An 18,954-nucleotide genomic window follows, 5' to 3' on the forward strand; every position below is an offset into this window, starting at 1 on the left:
TTACACCCGTTCGTCTGAGGGTATCAGCGGCACAACGATTACGATCTCAATAGCAATGTAATACGATTATCCGCGCAGACATTTTAATGCCTTTAACCTGTTGCCAGCTGCTGTAGCCTGTTGGACAAGGATGCTTATGCCTTGTTGTAACAGACAATGACAGCATGTGCAGACACATGCCTGAATTATTTCCTCATCTAATAATGACCGTTAGACCATGCCACTCCATGTAACGCCACTTCATCCTGCACAGCGGGATATCCTGATGGACTTGTTGATCAATGCAGAAAACTCGACCTATAATGTCGGAGGCGTAACCCGACTTACTGGTCCGCTCCACAAAGAAAAATTCATGGCCGCCGCGGAGACGCTGCCAGCGGTCTTCGACGTATTCCGGATGAGGTTCGATCTCAACGACCAGGCGCCACAGGCCTACCTGGACGATACCTTCACCACACAGGAAGTGATGTGTATGGATTTCACCGACGCGTCACCGGAAGCTGTAGAAAAATGGGTCCGGGAACGCCTGGAGATACCCTTCGTTCTGCAAAAAGGAAATGCGCTATGCGAACAATACCTGTTGTCGATATCGCCGGAAGAACACTATTACTTCTGTAAATATCATCACCTGATCAATGATGGATATGGACTGGCGGCCACTTACCAGTACGTGGCCCGTAAATACCAGTCCCTGCTGAAGGGAACAACCCTGGATTGGTCGCCGGTTTCCTACGTGGCCGCCGCCGGTCATGCGCTCGACTACCAGCAATCACCGGCATACCAGGAAGACGTTGCCTACTGGAAAAAGCTGATCGATAAAAAACCGGCGCAGTTGCTGGAACGCAGGTACCCACCCACAGACACGAATCCACGGCAATGCCGTACTTTCCTCCTGGAATTTTCTGCGGAAGAGAAAGCCGCGCTGGAAGACTTACAACAAACCACCCAGGCCAATCTGCTCCGCCTGACACTGGCGGCGCTCACCATATACTTCGCCAAAACCACAGAACACCCTGCTTTTGTATTCGGTACACCGGTACATCGCAGAAGAGATATACCATTACAACAGATCGCCGGTATGTTTTCGGGGATCATACCGTTTCAGGGCGTATATCAGCCCGCTGATACAGTCACTGCTTTGCTGGAGAATATGGCAACGGCCAGGAAAAATGACAACCAGCATCAGCCCTACCAGATAGCGGACCTAAGCCGCTCCCTGAAACTCAACGGCACAACAGAACAGCTGGTAGATATCCTCGTTAACCACGCCAATCTAAACCTCCATCTGGACTTCGGAGAAGATATACAAGCAGTTACACAGGAGCTGACCAGTGAGATCACCCGGTACCCGCTGGAACTGCTCTGGCGTGACTATGGGAAAGGGCAGCCGCTGCAATTGAAAGCGGATTATTATCCGTCATATTTCACGGAAACGGATATACGTTTATTTGTGAAACGTTTATTGCATATTATACAGCAATTCAAAGACGGAGGACAACATACCCTGGAGGAGATCAGCATCCTTCCGGAGGAGGAACAAACATTACTGGCATCCTTCAATAGTAACCATATAGACGTTGCGCCTTATCCTTATATCCATGCGCTTATAGAAGAGCAGGTGCGGCTTCAGCCAACGGCAGAAGCACTGGTGTTTGAAAACGAAACACTCACCTACCGGCAGCTGGATGAAAAAGCCAACCAGCTGGCGCATTACCTGCGTGAAAAAGGTGTGCGGGAAAATATGTTCGTCCCTGTATGCATGGAGCGCTCCGCAGAAATGGTCATCGGCATCCTGGCGGTGCTGAAAGCCGGCGGCGCCTATGTGCCGGTAGATCCCGCCTATCCGCAACATCGGATCACTTTCATGCTGCAAGACGCCCGGGCAGCAGTAGTGCTCAGCAATGTGACTGGTAGCCTGCCCCTGGACCAATATACCACTGCGAAAATTGTGGATGTCCGTCAATTGGCGGACGTACTGCGGCAGTATCCTGTAACGCCCGTGGAAACAGCCTTGCAACCGCAACATCCTGCCTACGTGATTTATACGTCCGGCTCTACGGGCAACCCGAAAGGTGTCACCATTGCGCATCAGCACCTGGTGGCTTCCACACAGGCGAGGATAGCTTACTATGGCAACACCGGTACGGCATTACTGGTGCCGTCTTTCTCCTTCGACTCCTCGGTGGCGGTGATATTCGGGACACTGTGTTCCGGCGGCAGCCTCATCATCTGCCGCGAAGAAACCCTGAAAGAGGCGGAGACCGTAAAAAAACTACTCACCCGCACGGACATGGTCCTTTGCGTGCCTTCCTATTACCGTTTTCTCCTGGAAGAAGGACTGTTAGAGGAGGCTGCGCTGTCTACCGTTATTCTGGCGGGGGAAGCCCTGGAAGTATCACTGGCCCGGCGTCACTTCAGAGACGTAAAGAAAGCGGCATTATATAACGAATACGGCCCTACGGAATGTACGGTATGGTCATCCGTGGCGCAGATACAACCGGTGGATAATCTGATCACGATCGGAAAGCCGGTAGCGAATATGCAGATACATATTCTGGACGCGCAGCAACGGCTCCTGCCGGTGGGCGTAACCGGGGAGCTGTACGTCAGCGGTCCGCAAGTGGCCAATGGTTACCTGCACCTGCCGGCCATGACCGCAGAGAAATTTATCACCGACAAGGCCGGTAACCGGCTGTATAAAACCGGCGATACCGGTCGCTGGCTGCCGGATGGCAATATCGAATACCTGGGCCGTATCGATGACCAGGTAAAGATTCGCGGCTACCGTATCGAATTAGGAGAAATAGGCCATGCACTTCAGGAATGCGAAGGCGTTAAGCACGCTGTCGTGGTGGCATGGACAGACGAACGCAACAACAAACGCCTCGTCGGTTATGTTACCACCGGTGCGGATTACCATAAATCGGCTGTATTGAACCGGCTGAAAGAAAAACTGCCGGAATATATGGTGCCGTCGGTGCTCGTGGAACTGGCGCAGCTGCCGCTGTCTGTCAACGGTAAAGTGGATAAAAAAGCGCTGCCAGCGCCGGAAGCAGCTGACCTTCCGCTACAGGAATATGTAGCGCCACGTAATGAGGCGGAAAAACAACTGGCGGCTATCTGGCAGGAACTGTTGGGACTACAACGGGTAGGGATATACGACAACTTTATTGAACTGGGTGGTGACTCTATTGTGTCCATGCAGGTAGTGAGCCGTGCCAGACGACTGGGGTATGAGCTGAAAGCAAAAGACCTCTTCAAACACCAGACAGTGGCCGCGCTGGCGCAGTTGTTGTCTGTAATAAAAGTAGAGACAGTCATCGGTGAACAAGGGCTGTTGACCGGCAATAGCGGTTTACTGCCCATTCAGCACTGGTATTTCGAACAAGAGCCGGCATTATTTACACAACAGCTACTGCTGGAAACAGATAAACAACTGTCGCCGGTGACGCTGGAAGCTGCGCTCCGGCAGCTGGTGCAATACCATGACGCACTCCGTTTTGCCTATCAGCAGGACGCCGACGGATGGCAGCAATCCTACGGTATAGCGGAGCCTACGCTACACATCAGGGATATGCGCCGGAAACAAAAAACCTGGCAGCAACATATTGCCGTTTGCATAGCAGAAAGCCAGGCACGCCTGGACATCCGCCATGGCGTAATGTTGCAGGCTACCCTGATACAAACGCCCTCCGCTGAGGCCAACAACCGGCTGCTGCTGGTGGTGCATCACCTGGCCATCGATGGCGTTTCCTGGCGCATCCTGCTGGAAGACCTCAACCGCCTGCTGGAGCAACCTGCTATGACCGCAGACGCCGTATTAGGCGCTAAAGGCAGCTCCTGCCGTCAGTGGCATGATGCCCTGATCACCTATGCGCAAAATGGCCTGGGCCGGCAACAGCAACGTTATTGGGAGGCTGTAGTGGCGAAACGTACGCCGTTACATACAGACCTGCCACACAACGGTAAAATAACTGTATCGGATATACGCCGGGAAACGGCGCGCCTCGATGCAACGGCTACCCGCCGCCTGCTGCAGGAAGTGCCCGCAGCCTATAAAACAGAGATTAACGATATCCTGCTGGCCGCGCTGGCGAGGACGTTGACCACCTGGAATAAAGGCGCCGGTGTATTGGTGGGACTGGAAGGGCATGGCAGGGAAGATATCGCACCCGGCATCGCCGTTAACCGCACCATCGGCTGGTTTACCAGTCAATACCCCGTATGGCTGGAAGCCGCCGCAGGCATAGCTACCGGCCGTCTGATCAGAGACATCAAAGAACAATTACGCCAGATACCGGATAAAGGTATCGGCTACGGTATCAACAAATATATCGGCAAACAAGCCACCCTGCAAGGCGCAGTACCCTGGGAAGTAGGTTTTAACTACCTCGGTCAGGGCGATAACATGCCAGCAGGACAAGGCGCCATAAAAGCCTCGCTGGCTTCCCTGGAAGCCGGAGGATCGCCACAACGTATCGTTCCCGAAAAACTGGCGGTCAACAGCATGGTCCGTGATGGGGAACTCGTGATAGAGTGGAGCTACAGCCAGCTGCACTTCCAGGCAGCTACCATCGAAGGGATCGCAGCAGACTATTGCCGCCATCTGGAGGCAATCATCATGCACTGTGCTGAGCGCAGCCAGCAAGCACCGGTGGCTTCACCTTCCGACTATGGACTGGGCGGCGTGATGACCAATGATGAACTGGACCAGTTCCTCGGCGCTGCGGGACCTCAGGTGGCCGGACTATACCGCCTCACCGGATTACAGGAGGGCATGTTGTTCCATGGGCTGTATGATGAAAAAGGCGGTGCCTACGTAGAGCAGTTTGGATGTGAACTCCCTCGTTTGCAGGTAGATGCCTTCCGGAAAAGCTGGGAACACCTGATACAGCATCATACTATTTTCCGCAGTGCCTTCTATGCAAAAATTTGCAGCCTCCCGGTGCAGTGTGTGTATCATCAGGCTGATTTGCCTTTCACGGTACTGGACTACCGGCATATGACGGAAGCAGCACAACAGGAAGCGCTCCATGCCTGGATGGTCGCGGACCGCGAACAGGGGCTGGACTTTGAAAAAGCTCCGTTGATGCGCATCACCCTGTTCCGCCTGCAAGACGACAAATACCGTATGCAATGGACTTATCATCATCTGCTGATGGATGGTTGGTCGTTGCCGGTATTGCTCGGCGAACTGGTGGAAACCTATGAGGCCATCGTGAACAATCGTTCCCTGCCATCTCTGAAGACAGATGAATTCGGAGCGTATATCCGTTTCCTGGCCGACAGGGACCTGTTGGCGGAAGAAACTTACTGGCGTGGTTATCTGAAAGAGGTAACCGAAGGATGCCTGTTGCCCTTTGTGACCACTACCGCGTCCCGTACAAAAGGAGAGGGGCATTTCAAAGAAACGGCGTTACGCCTGGATGCGACGATGCGCCAGCAACTGGAAAGATTTACCCAACAACAACGTATTACCCTCAATACCCTGGTACAGGGCGTGTGGGCGTACCTGTTGTCCCGCTATACCGGCAAGCCTGCTGCCATGTTTGGCGTAACAGTCGCAGGCAGACCAGATGAACTGCCTGGTGCAGATAAAAAAATTGGTTTGTATATCAATACCCTGCCGCTCTACTCCGCGCTGGCAAATGAACAGACCATCGCTGGCTGGTTGCAGGAGATGCAGACTACGCAACTGCAAAGCCGTGAGCACCAGTACGCCGCCCTGAATGATATTCAGCGCTGGACAGGTGTCCGGGAGGAGCTGTTTGACAGTCTCCTGGTGTTTGAAAACTATCCGGTGAATCCTGCTTTGCAATCCCCTCACTGGAAATTGCAGCTGCAACATATTCAGGTGCAGGAGCAGGCTAACTACCCGCTGACGATCCGCGTGATGATGGCGGAAGGGCTTGAAATCGGCCTGGTATATAATGAAACGATACTCGACGGCGCCTACGTCCGGATGATAGCCGCCCATTTTGAACAGGTGCTGATACAGATAGCGACTCAGCCTGTCCGTACCATCGCGGACATCACCTTGTTGACAGCCGCTGAAAGAACACAACTATTGCAGGATTTCAATCAGACTGCAATTGCTTACCCGGTGGACAAGAGCATCACAACACTTTTTGAAGAACAGGCAGCACAAACGCCGGATGCCATCGCCGTAGTATACGATACAACGTCGTTTACCTATAAAGGGCTGGATGAAGCGGCCAACCGCCTTGCACACCAGTTGCGTGGCAAGGGATTAAAAGCAGGCGCCTATGTGCCTGTATGTATGAAGCGTTCCGCTGGTCTGATGGTGGCGGTGCTGGGCGTGCTGAAAGCCGGCGGCGCCTATGTTCCGGTAAACCCTGAATACCCGGCAGAAAGGATACTGCAATTGCTGAGCGACTGTGATAGCCCGTTGGTCATCAGTGACACTGATTGGAAAGACGCCCTGGAAGTTATTGTTGCTGATAAGGAATTACTTTATGTAGATGATAACCCTGCCCTGTTACAATATCCCGCTCATACGTTGGCAGAACGGCCTGCGCCCGCAGCCGTGGCGTATGTGATGTATACATCCGGTTCTACCGGTAAGCCCAAAGGAGTAGCGGTCACGCATCAGAATGTGGTGAGCCTGGTGAAGTCGCAGGAGTATATCACGCTGACAAAAGATGATGTCATCCTTTCTGCCGGTTCGTTATCCTTTGATGCTACCACTTTTGAATATTGGGGCGCCCTGTTGAACGGCGGCTGTGTGGTGCTAAGCACGGAGAGTAGTTTGCTGGATGTTGAATTACTGAAACAGGAACTTTATCAGCGCGGTGTTACCAAGATGTTCTTTACGACCAGCTGGTTCAATCAGTTGGTGGATATGGATATGACGGTATTCGCCCGGTTACAGGAGGTGTTGACAGGAGGCGAGAAAATATCGGAAAAGCATGCTGATAAATTCAGACGCGCCTATCCGCATATCGCGCTGACTAACATATATGGCCCTACGGAGAATACGACCTTCTCGCTTTATTACCGCATCCATGAGACGACAGTTAACAGTAACGTACCTATTGGCCGTCCCTTGAAAAACAGGACCGCATATATCCTGGATAGTGCCGGACAGCCGGTGCCGGTGGGCGTAACGGGAGAACTGTATGTAGGTGGCGATGGTGTGGCGAAAGGATACCTCGACCCGGAACTGACCGCTGCCCGGTTTATACCGAATCCCTTCACCGATGACCCGGCAGCGAGGATCTACCGTACCGGTGACCTGGCCCGATGGCTGCCTGATGGAAACATCGTTTACATGGGCCGTGTCGATGAACAGGTGAAGATCCGCGGCTTCCGTATCGAACCCGGTGAAACGGAGCGCGTGCTGGAAAGTTGCCCGGCAGTGAAGCAGGCGGTAGTGACCGTTTGGACGGATAAACATCATAACCGGTATCTGACCGGGTACGTGGTGCCGGAAAACAACTTTGATAAAGAAGTTGTACTGGCCTATCTCAAAGAAAGGTTACCGGACTATATGACGCCGTCTTTCCTGATAGCCCTGGATACACTGCCCTTGACTGCTAATGGAAAAGTGGACAAAAAGGCGTTGCCGGCGCCGGATGATACCGCCCTCTCAGATGTGGCGTATGTGGCTCCCCGTAATGAACAGGAAAGTGCGTTGACTGGTATCTGGCAACAGCTGCTGGGCCGCGAACGTATAGGCATACACGAACATTTCTTTGAGTCAGGCGGCCATTCTCTCCTGGCGATGCGGTTGCAATCTGCCATCAGAAAGCAGCTACAGGCAGAAGTGCCGGTAAAGGCGATCTTCAATCACCCTACCATAGCGGAGCAGGCTGCGTACATCCTTCAACAGAGAGGACCGGTGCAGGAAGGTATTACCGCGGAAGCGTATACCGGCCCGCAACCATTGTCCTTCGCACAGGAAAGGCTTTGGTTTATCGACCGGCTCACCGGTAGCATACAGTATCATATTCCGGTGGTATACCGACTGACAGGAGCGGTCAACAAACAAGCGCTGGAGACGGCCATCCGGGAGATGGTCAATCGCCACGCGGTATTACGTACTGTCATCACCGTTATAGACGAAGTGCCGCATCAACAGATAATGGACGAGCATGGATGGCAGCTGGAAACGGTAAGCCGGCATGATCTCCACGGGGATGTTACCGCATTGCACGCTTATGTGAAAACGTTGATCGACGCACCGTTCAATTTGTCTGCCGACCATATGTTACGCGGGCAGCTGATTGAGCTGTCAGAACAGGAATATGTCCTTGCGCTGACGCTGCACCACATTGCCGGCGATGGTTGGTCTGTCAATATTTTTATGAAAGAGCTGATGGCGATGTATGCCGCATGGGAGCACCAGTCATTGCCGGTGTTACCACCACTGGATATCCGGTATACGGATTACTCCCGCTGGCAGCGCACTTATATGTCGGCAGCAGTGCTGGAACAGCAACAAGCTTATTGGAGCCGTCAGTTGGCTGATGTGACGACGTTGCAGTTGCCACTTGACTACACGCGTCCGGCTGTATTCTCCAACCGTGGCGCCATTGTATCGTTCGACATAGACCGTGCATTGCAGCAGCGTTTGCAGACATTGTCGCAGCAGGAGGGAACTACTTTGTTCATGACATTGCTGGCGGCATTTAAACTGTTATTATACCGTTACAGCGGCCAGGAAGATATTACCGTGGGTAGTCCTGTTTCCGGTCGTACCCGGCAGGAAACGGAAAGCCTGATCGGATGTTTTGTGAATACGCTGGCGCTACGGACGCATTTGCAGGATAACCCCTCTTTTACGGACTTGCTGCAACAGGTGAAAAATACCACGCTGGACGCCTATGAGCATCAGGATGTGCCATTTGAAAAAGTTGTGGAAGCTGTCGTGAAAGAACGTGATCTGAGCTATAGCCCACTATTCCAGGTAATCTTCACCTTACAGAACTTACCGGTGGTGGCTGATCTCGAACTGGGCGCCGCACGGTTGCAACCGGAAAGGATCGCTTATACCACTGCTCAGGTAGATCTTAATTTCACAGTAGAAGAGACCGCAACAGGATTGACGGGCAGCGTGGAATATTGTACCGACCTGTTTAAGGAAGAGACGATCTTCCGGATGATCACGCACTTTAAACAACTGTTGGCGGCTGTTGTGGCCAACCCGTCCACCGCAATTGGCTATTTGCCGATGTTGCTGGCGGAAGAGGAGAAACAGTTGGTCGATGCTTTTAACCAGACAGATACCAGCTATCCGGCTGATAAAAGTATCACTGACCTCTTCGCGGCACAAGTGGCCCTCACACCGGATGCGACAGCCTTGGTTTTTGCTGGCAGGGAAATGAGTTATCAGGCGTTGGACACGGCCTCCACACAACTGGCGCAATACCTCCTGGAGGCAGGTGTGACGCCCGGGATGCGTGTACCTGTTTGCATGGAGCGCTCAGATACCCTGATTATCGCTACCCTGGCGATATTAAAGGCAGGAGGCGCCTACGTGCCGGTTGATCCGCATTATCCGGCAGAACGCATCAGTTATATGTTGGCCGAAAGTAACAGTACGCTGCTGCTTACGACAACCATGCATCTGGCCGCGATGGAGCAGACGGGCATAGCGATGAAGTTCGTCTGCCTGGACCAGCCGGAAGAAACGCTGATGGCGAAGGCAATGTCAGCGCCATGGCCGGCAGTCCTTCCGCAGCACCTGGCCTATGTTATTTATACGTCCGGTTCTACCGGCACGCCCAAAGGGGTGATGGTCAGTCATCAGAATGTGGTGAGCCTGGTGAAAGGGGTAGACTATGTCTCTTTCAGTTCAGCGGACCGTTTGTTGTCTACCGGCGCTCCTTCTTTTGATGCTGCCACTTTTGAATATTGGGGCATGTTGCTCAATGGCGGCCGTCTTATTCTTTGCCCGGAACAACAGCTGCTGGACAATGAAGTATTGAAACGTGAAATCAGGGCCCACCAGGTAAATATGATGTGGTTTACCGCCAGCTGGTTCAATCAGCTCATCGACACTGACATCAGTATTTTTGAAACCTTATCGGTAGTGTTCTCCGGCGGAGAGAAATTATCGGAAGAGCATATCAACAAATTAAAACTACGATATCCCGCGCTGACCGTGATGAACGCTTACGGTCCTACGGAGAATACCACCTTCTCTACTACCTACGAAGTAGAACCGGGTACGGTGAAAGTCCCGGTACCGATAGGTCGTTCGCTGAGCAACCGGAAGGTATATATCCTCGATAGCCGCCGCCAGCTGGTGCCGGTCGGGGTTACAGGCGAAATCTATGTGGGCGGCGCCGGCCTCGCTGTAGGCTATCTCAATTTACCTGAACTGACAGCCGAACGTTTTATCTCCCACAGGTTTAGTGATAACCGGGTGGAAAGACTATATAAGACCGGTGACCTGGGCTGTTGGCAGGCCGACGGAAACGTGCTTTGCCTGGGCCGTACAGACGACCAGGTAAAAATCCGCGGCTACCGTATTGAACCCGGTGAAACGGAAAGGGTACTGCAACAATGTGAATGGGTAGAGCAAGCGGTGGTGATGGCACGTACGAACGAGCAAGGCAGTAAATACCTGGCAGGTTATATCGTGCCGGCAGGAGCCTTTGAAAGAGAGAAAATACAGGCTTACCTCAAACAGCTGTTGCCGGATTATATGGTACCTGCTGTCCTGATGCCGTTGGAGAAACTTCCATTGACGAGCAATGGTAAGGTAAACAAACGTGCGTTGCCTGAACCGGACCCGTCACTGATGCCCGCGGCGGCGTATGTGCCTCCGCGTAATGCCACAGAGCTGGCATTGACAGGTATCTGGCAGCAATTACTGAAAGTGTCACGGGTAGGTATATACGATAACTTCTTTGAACTGGGCGGGCATTCGCTGTTGGTGACCCGCGTGGTATCTGCAATACGCCGCGAGCTGGAAGTGGAGATCCCGATACGCGACCTCTTCACCTATCCGGTGGTGGCCTCATTGGCGGAGCATATCCGTCGCCAGCAACCAGGTATGGTGTTGCCGGCTGTTACGGTATCCCCGCGGGTAGGCAAGTTGCCGCTTTCCTCAGCGCAGGAAAGGTTGTGGTTCATCAACTGGATGGAAGGCAGTGTGCCGTATCATATGCCGATGGTGTTAAAACTGGAGGGCGACCTGGATGTAACAGCGCTGGAAAGTGCCCTCAAAACAATTGTAGACCGGCATGAAGCATTGCGTACCGTTTTTCAGGAAGAAGACGGAGCGGTAAGTCAGCATATCCTGCCTGCCGATGGATGGCAGCTGCAAGTGGTAGACAGCACCATGGAAGCAGACCGGCAGCAGATATTGGAAGAAATTACAGCGGCTTGTGATCGGCCATTTAACCTGGCAGCGGATTATATGCTGCGGGTACAATTGGTACAACTGGCGCCCCGTGAGTATTTCCTCGTGGTGGTGCAGCACCATATTGCGTCCGACGGATGGTCCGTGTCTATACTGCTCAAAGAACTGGTACGGCTATATGAAGCAGCGCACCGGCAGCATCCGCATCAGCTGGAGCCGTTGCCCGTACAATATGTCGATTATGCATTGTGGCACCGGCATCACCTGCAGGGAGCGGTCCTCGATCAGCAACTGGCCTACTGGAAAACACAACTGGAGGATGTGGCCACGCTGCAGTTGCCTACCGATTTCCCACGCCCTGCCAGCCAAAGCACCCGCGGAAATACCTTGTATTATGAGGTGGACGGCACACTGACGGCCGGCATACATCAGCTGTGCAGACAAACGGGAACAACCCTGTTTATGACCATGCTGGCGGCTTTCAAGGTGTTATTGTATCGCTACACCGGACAGGAAGATATCTGCGTGGGCAGCCCTATTGCCAACCGCACGCAGCAAACGATAGAACCGCTGATCGGTTTCTTTGTCAATACCATTGCGCTGCGCAGCAACCTGGCCGGTAATCCGGACTTCCTGTCGCTGCTCAAACAGGTAAAAACTACTTTGCTGGAGGCCTATCAATACCAGGATGCCCCGTTTGAGAAAATAGTGGAGGCAGTGGTGAGCGACCGTGATATAAGCCGTACGCCGCTGTTCCAGGTGATGTTTATCCTACAGAACCTGCCGGACGTTCCGGACCTGCAGTTGGATGATGTACAGGTAACGATGCAGCCGATCACCAACAGCACCTCCAAATTCGATCTGACAGTAGACGTAACGACTACCGATACCGGCCTGCGTTTCCGGGTGGAGTATTGCAGTGATCTGTATGAGGAGGCTACCATCGCCAGAATGATGGAGCATTACCTGGTATTGCTGGAAGCGATTGTGGCTGCACCTTCCCAACAGATAGGCGCGTTGCCGATGCTGGCGGCGGCTGAAGAGCAACAGTTATTGCAGACCTTTAACGATACGGCAAGTAGGTATCCTGCCGGTAAGGCAGTGATAGACTTGTTCGAAGCGCAGGTGCAGCAGACACCGGATGCAGTAGCGGTGGTTTTCGGAGCAGACCAGTACACTTACCGGCAGCTGAATGAAAGGGCTAATCAACTGGCTCATTATCTCCGGAAGAAAAGAGCGGTGGAAAACACCCTGATACCCGTTTGCATGTCGCGCTCGCTGGGGATGATCACCGCTATTGTCGGTATCCTCAAAGCTGGTGCCACCTATGTGCCGGTAGATCCTGCCTATCCGGAGGTACGTATCCGTTATATTCTCTCCGATACCCATTTTACTTTGATGGTGACGGATACGGCCAGCCAGGGGCTTCTGCCGGCAGATATTGCAGCGGAGCGTATCCTGGTTTTATCGGCAGACCTATTGTCGGGTCAGCCGGTGACGGACCTCCCCCGGCATACTTCTCCGGATAAACTCACTTATCTTATTTATACCTCCGGTTCCACCGGACAGCCGAAGGGCGTGGAAATGCCTGACAAAGCGCTGTTTAACCTGCTTTGCTGGCAACAACAGGAGATCGATACCCGGACGCCTAAACGTATACTACAGTTCGCCAGTATCAATTTCGATGTGAGCTTCCAGGAGATATTCTTCACGCTCAGTTTTGGCGGTAGTCTTCATCTGGTAGACGAACAACGCCGGAAAGACATGGCTATCCTGATGGAACAGATCAACACAGAAAAGATCAACTGCCTGTTCCTGCCATATGTGGTGCTGAAAAACCTGGTGGAATACGCGCAGGAAAGTGGTATCTACCCTGAGTACTTACAGGAGGTGGTTACCGCCGGCGAACAGCTTAAATTGAGCAGCGATCTTCAGTTGTTCCTGGAAAAAGGAAACACCCGCCTGCATAACCAGTACGGACCTACGGAGGCGCACGTGGTGAGCGCCTATATGATACAGCCCGACGATTATACCCAACGGGTATTACCGCCTATTGGCAAACCGATTGCCAATACACGGCTGTACATTCTGGATGCCAACGGCAATCCCTGCCCGGTGGGCGTACCAGGGGAATTGTTTATCGGCGGCGTACAGGTAGCAAAAGGATACCTGAATCTGCCGGAATTAACAGCAGAGCGCTTTATGGCCGATCCGTTTGATGTATCCGGAAATGGCCGTTTATACAAAACCGGCGATATCTGCTGCTGGTTACCGGATGGCAATATTAATTACCTGGCGCGTAAAGATGATCAGGTGAAGATCCGCGGCAACCGTGTGGAAATTGGCGAGGTGGAAAGCGTACTGGGTCAGTGTGAGCTGGTGGCGCAATGTGTGGTACTGGTGAAAAATGACCAATACGGTAATAAACGGCTTGTAGCCTATGTGGTACCACAACGGCGCTTCGGGAAAGACGAGCTGCGCACCTGGATGCAATCCCGGCTGCCGGATTATATGGTCCCTTCTCTTTTCATCACGTTGCCGGAACTGCCATTGACCAATAATGGCAAGATCAATAAACGCGCACTGCCCGAAGCGGACCTGAGCGCGCTCGGCGGTGCTACGTACGTGGCTGCACGTAACCTCACGGAACAGCAGTTGGCCGATATCTGGAGTAGCTTACTACAGGTAGAAAAAATCGGTATACACGACAACTTCTTTGAGCTGGGAGGTCATTCGCTGTTGGCCATGCGCCTGCAGTCTGCCCTGCGTAAACAGATGGAAGTGGAAGTGGCCGTGAAATCCATCTTCGCACATCCTACCATCGCGCGATTGGCAGCGTTTATCCGTCAGAACGGCAAAGGCTGGCTGCTGCCGGCAGTAACGCCGCAGCAACGGCCCGAATTGATTCCGCTGTCGTATAGCCAGGAACGTTTGTGGTTCATCGATCAGATGGAAGGCAGCGTACAATACCATATGCCGGTCGTGCTGCGTATGGAAGGCACCCTCGATAAAGATGCCCTGGCCTATGCGTTCCAGGACCTGGTGACCCGCCACGAAGTATTACGGTCTGTTATTGTGCAGCTGGACGGGCATTCCGGCCAGCAGATATTGCCTGCGCAAAAATGGCAGCTGCAACAAATCGATCTGTGTGGCCGCCAGCAGGCGATAGCGGATTGTCGTGCCCTTGTGCATACGCTGATTAGAAAACCTTTCGATCTCACGAGAGACCATATGCTACGGGTACATCTGATCGCGCTGAACGCTGCCACGCATATTTTGGTGATGAACATGCACCATATTGCTTCTGATGGCTGGTCTATCGGTGTCCTGTTCCGCGAGCTGATCGCCCTTTACAACGGTTATGCTACCGGAGATAAGGTGAAGTTGCCGCCACTCGACATACAATATGCAGATTATGCCATCTGGCAGCGGAAGTACATGTCGGATGAGGTATTGGCCACGCAACTGTCGTACTGGAAAGAAAACCTGAAGCATGTGCAGGCACTGCAACTGCCGACAGATAAAGTGAGACCGGCCGTAAAAGGTAAAAATGGCGCCGTGGAACACCTGCAACTGGACAGAGCGCTGACGGACCAGCTGCTGGCCCTGTCGCAACAGGAAGGCGTAACGCTTTTTATGACGTTGCTGGCAGCCCTCAAGGTGTTACTGTACCGTTACAGCGGGCAGGATGATATCTGCATCGGCAGCCCTATTTCCGGCCGTACCCGGCAGGAGGTGGAAAGTCTCGCCGGATTCTTCATCAATACCCTGGCCCTGCGCAGCAGCCTCGCTGGTAACCCTGCGTTCCTTTCCCTGCTGCAACAGGTAAAACAGACTACCCTCAGCGCTTATGAATACCAGGAAGTACCGTTCGAAAAGATAGTGGACGCCGTGGTAACCGAGCGCGATATGAGCCGCAGTCCATTGTTCCAGGTGATGCTGGTGTTGCAAAACACGCCGGACATTCCCGAGCTGACGCTGGGAGCGGTACAGTTATCAGAAGAGCCGCTGGACCATGTTACGTCTGTGTTTGACCTCAACTTCTGCCTGAAAGAGACCGAGGCAGGGCTTTCCCTGATCATTCAATACAGCACGGACCTGTTCTACGGTGATACGGTGAGAAGGATGGGCAAACATTTTGAACAGCTGCTGCGTTCCATTACCCGTCAACCTGCCACCCACATATGTGCGTTGCCGTTATTGGACGAGGTGGAGGAACAACAATTGCTGGAAGACTTTAACAGCAAAACATTGGCCGTGCCGCAAGGGGTCTCCCTGCCCGGCTTGTTCTCCGCCAGGGCAGCAGCCGTCCCTGACGCTGTAGCGTTAATATTCAAGGATGTTACGTTGACGTATAAAGAACTGGATGAGCGCTCTAACCAGGTAGCGCACTACCTGCGCGAGAGAGGTGTTGTCAGGGATACCCTGGTGCCGTTATGTATAGAACGCTCGCTGGAGATGATCATCAGCATATATGGCATCATGAAAGCTGGCGGTGCATATGTACCGATAGACCCCGAATATCCGGCAGACAGGATACAATATATCCTTAGCGATACCGGCGCCAATATCATGGTCAGCAGCCCTGCTGTCAGCGAAAGGTTGGGCGCTGCTGTAGCGGGTATAGAACTGGTAATGGCTACCGATGCGGACTTATTCGCCGCTTATCCGGTAACGGCGCTGGCTGATGGCCCTGCCGCCAATGACCTGGCCTATGTGATCTTTACTTCCGGTTCTACCGGCAAACCCAAAGGCGTACTGGTAGAGCATGGCGGCGTGGTGAACCTCGTATATGACCAGCAGGACCAGCTACAGATAGAAACCGGAAGCCGCGTGCTGCAGTTTGCGACTATCGGCTTTGATGCTTCCTGTATGGAAATATTCTGCACGCTGTCTCATGGCGCCACATTGGTGCTGCCGCGCAAAGAAGACCTGATGTCTGCTGCCGGATTTGCTACGCTGATCAATAAACGTAAAGTAGAGGTGTTATTTTTACCGCCGTCCTATCTGCACAGTATGAAAGAAATGCTGAGCAGGGTGAAAACCGTTGTATCGTGTGGTGAGCCATTAAACAGAGAAGATGGCCGGTACCTGCAAGCCAGAGGGGTGAGGTTCATGAACGCATACGGCCCTACGGAAAACAGTATCTGCACTACCGCATCCATTGACCCTATCCGGGAAGATGGTGTAGTGGTGATCGGCAAGCCGGTGGCTAACATGCAGGTGTATATCCAGGATGCCCACGGCGGATTATGTCCGGTAGGGGTAGCGGGAGAGATTTGTGTGAGTGGCGCCGGTCTGGCCCGTGGTTATCTCAACCGTCCGGAACTTACGCAGGAGAAGTTTGTCACTAATCCTTTTGTCGGCGACGGCGAAACCCGGATGTACCGTACCGGTGACCTGGGCCGCTGGCTGTCGGACGGAAACATAGAATACATGGGGCGGATCGATGACCAGGTGAAAGTGCGCGGATACCGGATTGAATTGGGCGAAATAGAAAACGTGCTGCGCGAGTGTGAGCACGTGAATGAAGCAGTAGTAGTGGTGAAAGGTGGCGAACATGATAACAAACTGCTCGTGGCTTATGTGATACCGCAGGATGAGTTCAATAAAGACGCTATCGTTGCCTATCTGAAGAGCAAGCTGCCGGAATTTATGGTGCCGCCGGTGATGATTCCGATGGAGTCTTTCCCGCTGACGCCTAACGGCAAAATTGACCGGAAAGCGCTGCCGTCGCCCACCTCCGTCATGCTCTCCGATCAGCAGCAGGATGCTGGTCCTGCCAACGAAATTGAAGAGCAGCTGCTGGACATCTGGAAGGAAGTGCTGAACTTACCACAGTTAAGCATACACGATAACTTCTTTGCGGCCGGCGGTAACTCTATCACCGCGATCCGGCTGATAGCCAAGATGAAAGTGAATTTCCAGGTTTCTATTAATAACCTCTTCCAACATCCCACCATCGCGGGTATTTCTAAATATGTGATTTATGAAAAGAATCACTTTAAAAACAAACTGTCGGCATTGATGTCCCGGTTTGATCCGGCACAGGTAGATCATGACGCCATGCAGGCGCAGGCCGCGCATAGGCAGCAGCTGTTGGAAGAACAGCAACGGCCCTATCTGGAAGAAGTGAAAGCATGGCAACAGCTGGATGTCAACAGTACCACTACTTATCAGCAGATCCTGCTGCTGGGGGCAACGGGCTACCTGGGCATCCACTTGTTGTATGACCTGCTGCAGCGAAACGATACGCCGGTATGTGTGTTGGTACGGGCAGAGAGCGATGAAGCGGCTTTTAGCCGGTTGTCGGAAAAATATGCCTTTTACTTTGGCACGCCCTTGCCTAAAAACCAGGCGAAGCTGCGGGTATGGAAAGGAGATATCGCTTTACCACAGCTGGGAATGGACACTGCCGTGTTTGAGGCACTGATGGCCGGGACGGACTGTATCCTGAATACGGCCGCCAACGTAAAACACTATGGTAGCTATAGTGAGTTTGAAGCCGTGAACACCCGCTCTGTACAGACGATACTGGATTACTGCAAAATCGGAAGAAAGAAGGTCATCCACCATATCTCCACTACCAGTGTGGCTGGTATGGCAGAAAAAGACAGCACCGATTATCTGTATACCGAAGCCGATTTGTTCAAAGGACAGGAAGTGCCCAACTTCTATGCGAAGAGCAAACTGGAGGCGGAGCGACTGCTGGATGCAGCCAGACAGGAAGGCGTCGACGTAAATATCTACCGCGTAGGCCACCTGTCATTCCACTCTGCTACCGGTAAGTTCCAGGAGAATATCGACAACAATGCTTTCTATAATCAGATCAAAGGATTTATTGCCTTCCATGTGATGCCGGAAGAATTCAGCGAACTGGAATTGTCTAATATTGACGAGGTGTCGGCTGCGATACTACAGATTTTTGATAAGCCGGCATTGCTGAACAGGAACTATCATATCCGTAACCCGCATCTGCTGCCTGCTGCTGATTTTGTGGCTTATCTGAACAGTTATGGGTATGATATGGAGTTGACGAACGTATATACTTATCTGGAAAAGATGCTGCAATCGTACAATACGAAAAAGGACCTGATAGACCGCTTGTTCCTGCAGGCCGATCTGTTTGGCGACGATAAACCGGATGTAGGGCATCCATATCAGGTATGTTATGAGGCAACGAATGCCATCCTGAGAAAGATGAAATTCAGATGGGCACATCCCGACGAAGAAAAAGTACACCTGATGATTCAATATGCTGTGGAAGTGGGCTTCTTTGAGCCGGTTCGCAAAAGGGTTGTCTCGCTGGGACATGATTAATTTTTTCATCGGAAATCACATTAAAATCAAAAGCCTCGTGCCATGCGCGAGGCTTTTGATTTTGATCGCCACAACATTCTTTTCTTGATTTTCGGACGTTTTCTGTGATTGTTAACATCAACGAAAAAATGGTTAACTTCTAACTATATGGCCTATACGGGATGTCGTAATATTACATTGTATTGTACGGAATGTTAACGGATAAATATTGTTTGAACCATGCCAGCAGTATATATATTGGAAACTCTTTTTAATAACCATTTATAACAGTAATAAACCGCTGTAAAACACACGTTACGTCA

1 protein-coding gene is annotated in these 18,954 nt (G+C 52.4%); it reads left to right on the forward strand.

Going from position 1 to position 18,954, the window contains the following annotated elements:
* The first annotated feature begins 217 nt into the window (after positions 1-217).
* Positions 218-18,652 (forward strand): non-ribosomal peptide synthase/polyketide synthase, encoded by an 18,435-nt coding sequence (locus tag ICL55_RS01065; protein ID WP_188094194.1) that lies wholly within the window; start codon positions 218-220, stop codon positions 18,650-18,652.
* The last annotated feature ends 302 nt before the right edge of the window (positions 18,653-18,954 follow it).

The sequence above is a fragment of the Chitinophaga varians genome (genome assembly GCF_014529945.1).
Lineage (GTDB): Bacteria > Bacteroidota > Bacteroidia > Chitinophagales > Chitinophagaceae > Chitinophaga > Chitinophaga varians.